Annotated in this window: 5 protein-coding genes; 3 read left to right on the forward strand and 2 right to left on the reverse strand. The window is 57.4% G+C overall.

Going from position 1 to position 6,416, the window contains the following annotated elements; genetic code table 11:
• Positions 1 to 104 precede the first annotated feature (104 nt).
• Complete coding sequence (locus tag ACQQCD_RS09395) at positions 105 to 1,253, reverse strand: acetoin utilization protein AcuC (protein ID WP_430268135.1); 1,149 nt, start codon at positions 1,251 to 1,253, stop codon at positions 105 to 107.
• A gap of 160 nt (positions 1,254 to 1,413) precedes the next feature.
• Here ACQQCD_RS09395 and ACQQCD_RS09400 point away from each other — a divergent pair, with 160 nt between their 5' ends.
• On the forward strand, positions 1,414 to 2,916 hold the full coding sequence (locus tag ACQQCD_RS09400) for a TrkH family potassium uptake protein (RefSeq protein WP_430268118.1): 1,503 nt from the start codon (positions 1,414 to 1,416) through the stop codon (positions 2,914 to 2,916).
• Position 2,917: 1 nt separating this feature from the next.
• On the forward strand, positions 2,918 to 3,607 hold the full coding sequence (locus ACQQCD_RS09405; RefSeq protein ID WP_430268136.1) for a potassium channel family protein: 690 nt from the start codon (positions 2,918 to 2,920) through the stop codon (positions 3,605 to 3,607).
• On the opposite strand, the gene proC is transcribed toward ACQQCD_RS09405, so the two are convergent.
• Positions 3,604 to 4,443: a pyrroline-5-carboxylate reductase gene (gene proC / locus ACQQCD_RS09410; protein WP_430268119.1), complete on the reverse strand. Its 840-nt coding sequence runs from the start codon at positions 4,441 to 4,443 to the stop codon at positions 3,604 to 3,606. The genes ACQQCD_RS09405 and proC overlap by 4 nt on opposite strands.
• Before the next feature lie 554 nt (positions 4,444 to 4,997).
• Between proC and ACQQCD_RS09415 the strand changes: the two genes are divergently transcribed.
• Positions 4,998 to 6,398, forward strand: coding sequence for an IS3 family transposase (locus tag ACQQCD_RS09415; protein ID WP_430266734.1), 1,401 nt, complete (start codon positions 4,998 to 5,000; stop codon positions 6,396 to 6,398).
• The last annotated feature ends 18 nt before the right edge of the window (positions 6,399 to 6,416 follow it).

Raw genomic sequence — 6,416 nt, forward strand, 5'->3', positions numbered from 1 at the left:
ATATGCACTGAAAGGCATCAACCAATGCCGCAATCGACTTGGCACTTAACGTCAATGTTTCCCTCAAACACCCGCGCGAAGTGCCAACTCGGCGGGAATGGAACCTAGTCGAACCAGGGGTCCAGGCCAAAAAGTGGGAACAATTCCTTGCGCGTTGCCATCACCGTGCGGTCAACAGCGTCGGCAGGGTCATAACCAACTTCCCAAGAACGCCACCACATATCGATGTCATCCCCCATCAGTTCAGGGGTTTGCCGCTGGTACCGCTCCATGACGTAGTCACGCCATTGCTGCGGCACCGGGGTGCGCAAGGGAACTGGCCGGTTCGCGGCGATCCCCACCAAATGCGACCAGCTGCGTGGCACCACACTTGTGACGTCATAACCGCCACCGCCTGTAGCAATCCAACGTTGTTCGCAGTGCTGGCCAGCCAGTTGGGCAATCGAAATCATGGCTTCACGCTGCGCATCAACACTGAGCGTGAGGTTACTCAAAGGATCCAGGCGGTGAGAATCGCAACCGTGCTGGCTGACAATTACCTCAGGTGCAAAAGCACCAACGAGCTGCGGAACCACCGCGTGAAAAGCGCGCAACCACGACGCGTCGCCGGTCCCCGCTGGCAACGCAACATTCACAGCTGAGCCGGGAGCCTTGGGGCCGCCTGATTCGTTCGCGAAGCCCGTCCCAGGGAACAAGGACAGCCCGCTTTCGTGCAGAGAAATGGTCAGCACCCGTGGGTCATCCCAAAAAATGCTTTGTGTTCCGTCCCCGTGATGGGCATCCACATCGATATATGCCACCCGGCGTACGCCTCCATCAAGCAGTCGCGTGATCGCCAGCGCGGCATCGTTATAGATACAGAATCCGCTCGCCTTCTCACGGTGAGCGTGGTGCATACCACCGCCGAAGTTCACCGCGTGTAGCGCCGAACCGTCCAAAATGGCTGACGCTGCGAGCAAGGAACCACCAGCCAATCGCGCACTGGCTTCGTGCATTCCGGCGAACGCGGGATCGTCCTCGGTGCCCAGACCACGGTCTGGCTCGCACTGCTCAGGGTTGGCGGACACTCGCCGCACAGCGGCAATGTACTCGGTGCTGTGCACGGCAGAAAGTTCGACGTCGGTAGCCACCTCGGGTGCCGCAACCCGGACATGCGCTTGGTCAAAAAGGCCAAGGTCACCGGCCAGGCGGTGGGTCAAATCAAGCCGCTCCGGAGCCATAGGATGCCCTGGACCGAAGTTATATGCGGTCATTGCATCATCCCAGGCCACAAGAGTCGGAACGGCCGGCAAGCTTTGGCCGGACAGGACAGGGTTCTGTGACATCAATTACAGGCTACCTGAGACGGCGAAGTGCGGGACATTAGTGGTTTACTACTGAAGGAAGCCAAATCGTCAAAGGAAGCACCCATCCATGTCCGCAACTAAGTCCGGGCGCAGTCAGGCCATGCGGCGGGCGGACAAGATCAACGCCCGCAAAGCAGTGTCCTTGCGCACATCGGGAGCCCCTTCCAGCCATGACTGGCAAGCGCCGGCGGGTGAACGTCCAAGCCTGTGGATCCTCACCGGGCTCCGCGATTTTATCGACAACATCGCCAATACATCCCCGGCTCGCTTGGCATTGGGCGCGTTCGCAGCGGTAATTTTCCTTTTCACTTTGTTGCTCTCCTTGCCGATTTCCTCTAGCTCCGGCCAATTCACGCCCCTGTACCAAGCGCTTTTTACCGCCGTTTCGGCCGTGTGCGTCACAGGTCTCACCGTGGTTTCAACAGCGGCGCACTGGACTTTTTTTGGCCAGCTGGTCATTCTGATTGCCATCTTTGTTGGCGGTTTGGGGACTTTGACCTTAGCCTCGCTACTCGCCCTGATGGTCAGCAAAAAGCTGGGTGTGCGCGGGAAGCTCATCGCCCAAGAAGCCATGAACAATGCAGGCCGTCTGGGTGAGGTGGGTACCTTGCTGAGGATCGTAATCACTACCTCCGTGGTGATTGAAAGCGTCCTTGCTCTGGCGCTGATCCCACGGTTTATGACCCTCGGGGAGCCGTTCTGGCAGTCAGTGTGGCACGGCATTTTCTACGCAATCTCCTCCTTCAACAACGCCGGTTTCACCCCACACTCGGACGGAATTGTTCCTTACGAGACCGATCTGTGGATCCTTGTACCCCTGATGGTCGGCGTTTTCTTGGGCTCGCTAGGTTTCCCCGTAGTGATGGTTCTGCAGCAAAATGGGCTCCGTTGGCGCAAATGGAATCTGCACACCAAACTGACTATCCAGGTCTCGCTCATTCTCCTGTTCGCAGGCGCCATCTTGTGGGGGCTGATGGAGTGGAATAACCTCCGCACGATTGGAAACATGAGTGTGGGAGACAGGATCATTCATTCGCTCTTCGCCTCAGTGATGACCCGTTCTGGTGGTTTTAACCTCGTGGACCAGAATCAAATGGATTCCACCACCATGCTTTTGAGCGATGCTTTGATGTTCGCCGGCGGAGGTTCAGCGTCAACAGCCGGCGGTATTAAAGTCACCACCATCGCCGTGATGTTTTTGGCTATTGTGGCCGAGGCTCGGGGCGACGCCGATGTGAAGATCTACGGCCGCACCATCCCTCAAGGAACCATGCGTGTGGCCATCTCAGTGATCGTTATGGGAGCAACCTTTGTTTCCATCGCGGCGTTTGCTCTTTTGCAGATCAGCGGAGCATCCCTGGACCGGGTGCTTTTTGAATCGATCTCGGCCTTCGCCACGGTGGGCCTCAGTACTAATTTGAGCGCCGAGCTACCCCCAGCTGGCGTCTACGTTCTGACCGCGCTGATGTTTGCCGGGCGTGTAGGAACGGTAACCCTTGCTGCTGCTTTGGCTTTGCGCCAACGCAGCCAGTTGTTCCACTATCCGGAAGAGAGGCCCATCATTGGCTAGCCTGAATACCTCCAACGGCTCCGCAAGCCGCCGCCCTGACCATGCTGCTCCAGTATTGGTGATTGGTTTGGGCCGCTTTGGTGCCTCGACTGCTGAGCAATTAGTGAAGCAGGGGCGTGAAGTGCTCGCCATTGAACGGGACCCGTCGCTGGTTCAAAAGTGGGCGCCTGTTCTCACTCACGTTGTGGAAGCTGACGCCACGAATATTGATGCGCTGCGCCAACTTGGAGCTCAGGAGTTCAGCTCTGCTGTGGTGGGGGTGGGTACTTCGATCGAGTCCTCAGTGTTGATCACAGTCAACCTTGTGGACCTTGGCATTGAGCACCTGTGGGTCAAGGCGATCACACCTTCACACGGCAAGATCCTGACACGCATTGGCGCTAACCATGTGATTTACCCTGAGGCGGATGCTGGTGTTCGCGCAGCGCACCTAGTGTCCGGGCGTATGTTGGACTTCATCGAGTTCGACGACGACTTCGCCATCGTCAAAATGTACCCACCCAAGGAAACCGTGGGCTTCACCCTGGAGGAATCCAAGGTGCGCTCCAAATACGGCGTAACGATTGTTGGTGTCAAGACGCCCGGCGAGGACTTCACCTACGCCCGGCAAGACACCAAAGTTTCCTCACGCGACATGCTCATAGTTTCCGGCCACGTAGACCTGTTGGAACGCTTCGCAGCGCGCCCCTAGGACTCGGCTCCAAGTTCTTTAGTGATGGCGGCAGCGCGCTCAGCTGCCGCCCGGGCGCCGTCGGAAATTATTGCCGTAAGTCCGCGCTCATCAAAGGTATTGATAGCGCGTTCCGTAGTTCCATTCGGGCTGGTCACGGCGCGGCGCAAAGCGGTGGGGTCCGCGCCAGCCTCGGCGAGCATAAAGCCAGCGCCGGCAACGGTCTCGCGGGCAAGTAGCACTGACAGCTGCGGGTCAAGACCCAAGTCTTCGCCAGCCTTAGCCATCGCCTCGGCAAGGTAAAACGCGTACGCCGGGCCCGAGCCGCTGATGGCCGAGAGTGCGTCAACCTGCGTTTCAGGGATCTCCACTACGGTACCTACTGCGTCAAAAATCTGCTTCGCGGCCTCAAGCTGTTCGCTGCTGACGTTGGTCCCGGCCGAGACCGAAACCACTCCTCGGCCTAAGCGTGCAGGTGTGTTCGGCATGGTGCGAATCACCGGCTGGCCCGCGGGCAGGGCCGCTTCCAACTGCTCAATGGAAACGGCTGCGGCAACGCTGATCACTAGTGTCTCCAGCGAGAGAACCGGGGAAATTTCATGAGCCAAGGCTGCGATACCAACCGGTTTCACACCGAGAATTACGGCACTCGCGCCGGTGGCAGCTTCCTTGTTGTTCTCCGGGTTTTCTTCGCCGGCGACGGCAACAACGGAGTGTTTGTGGGCCAGCTCGGCGGCACGCTCGGCACGGCGAACTGTTGCTACGACGTCGGCCGGATCAGTTCCCGCGGCCAGCAGGCCAGCCATAATCGCTTCGTTCATAGAACCACAGCCAAGGAATGCAATTTTGTTGCTCATAACTCCATCTTGGCAGTCGTCGTGTGCGCTGGCCAACCGGGGCGATGCGAGGAATTTTCGATTCACACGGAAAACACAGCTCGTGCCGAGGGTGTGCACAACTAGGGATCGTAAATTATTAATTACCTCAAGGGTGCGAGTGATGAGGATGGACATGGGGATGTTCATCCAGTTGCGCCGGTGGTCTGCAGGGAGTTCCCCCGATCCTCTTGCTAGACCGCCGGTGCTTTCTCATTTAACGGCCGATTTGAAGGCGCGCTGCCGGCCCAGAAAAATTATCGATTCACAGTCTTTTCCCAGCCAAATCTCCGCACATATCCAAGATCGGGACTTAGAGTAGTTAGTACCTCATGGAGGTGCGAGTGATGAGAATCGATTCTTCGGAATCGATGATGCGCCGGGCAGTAGTCAAGGAGTTCCCCCCAATTTCCTTGACATCGCTGCCCGGCGTTTCTCGTTTAATCCCCTTCTCCTTCGCGGGTTATAGGGTTATAGGCAGAAATGGGGTTATAGGCAGAAAGGGGATGCGGACGGAATCTTGGAAGGTTTAGTCCATGAATGTCGCGTATACCACTGAACAGCGTCGCCATGCCTTGCGAACGTATAGCCGTATCCGTTCCGTGTCCAAGACCGTCCGGTTGCTCGGCTACCCGGGTCGGTGGACCTTACATTCGTGGATCAAGGCCGGGAAATCTGGTGCTCGCAGGCCCCGGAAACAGGCCAAAGTACTGCGTAGTTATGCGGTGGAGTTCAAACTATCGGCAGTGCGCATGCTCAGTGAGGGCAGGCCGGTCAAGGACATCGCGGACACTCTTGGCATGGTCACTGGTGCGGTCGTTTATAGTTGGGCGCAAACCTACCGTGAGCGTGGCGAATGGGGTCTGATGAGCAAGAAGGAACGCAGAACTCAACGTGAGTTTCCGACGCAGGCTTCCTTGGAAGCCTCGTTGCCAGATGATCCCGGGCAGTTGAAAGCTCTTGCCGCCAAATTGATGGTGGAGAAGGCGGTGATGCAGCATGAGCTGGACTTGATAAAAAAAGACGTGAGCGTGACGCCCGGTCGACTGAGCAACCTGATAAAGGCTGAGATCGCCGACGCGCTGCGCAACAAACTCCCATTCCGCATGATCCTGAATGTTCTGAAGCTGAGTGCTTCAAGTTTCTACTACCAGAGGCAAGTCTCAGCCCGGCCTGACAAGCATGCCGCCTTACGTGAGGCGATCCACGCACATGCTACTGAATCGCACTACACCTACGGTTATCGAAGGATCTGGTGGGCACTGCGTCACGATGGCGTCAAGGTCAGCGAGAAAGTGGTGCGCACGATCATCCGCGAGGACAAGATCCCGGTGCGTTACGCGAGGCGTAAACGGCGGTACTCCAGCTATCAAGGGGAAACATCCGCGGCACCGCCGAACTTGGTCAAGCGTAACTTTCACGCACCGTTACCCAGTCAGCTCTGGCTCACTGACATCACTGAGTTCTCGAGCGGTTCCGGGAAGGTATACCTCTCCGCGATCATCGATTGCTTTGACGGGCTCGTTGTTGGCTACAAAACGGGCCGCCATCCAACGCTGGAGATCGCTGACGAATCGTTGCAGCGAGCCTTCGCTGAGCACTACCAGTCGCACGACGGCAATCTGATCATCCATTCGGACCGGGGCACGCACTACCGAAGCTCAAGCTGGATCACAGCGACCCGCGACGCAAAGGCACGACGATCAATGTCTAAGAAAGGATGCTCACCAGATAACTCGGCCTGCGAGGGATTCTTCGGCCGGATGAAAAACGAAATGTACTACCACCGGACCTGGAACCGTGCCGACGAACTCGAACGAGCCATCAACGACTACATAGACTTCTACAACAACCAGCGCATCAAGACCAGCCTGGGTGGCATCAGCATCAAGAAACACCGGAAACGCCTAGCAGCCAGTGAACCCCGAACTGTCTAAAAAACAGTCCGCATCCCC

This window comes from Pseudarthrobacter sp. J1763, from assembly GCF_050490295.1.
In the GTDB taxonomy this organism is placed as follows: Bacteria; Actinomycetota; Actinomycetes; order Actinomycetales; family Micrococcaceae; genus JBNPEO01.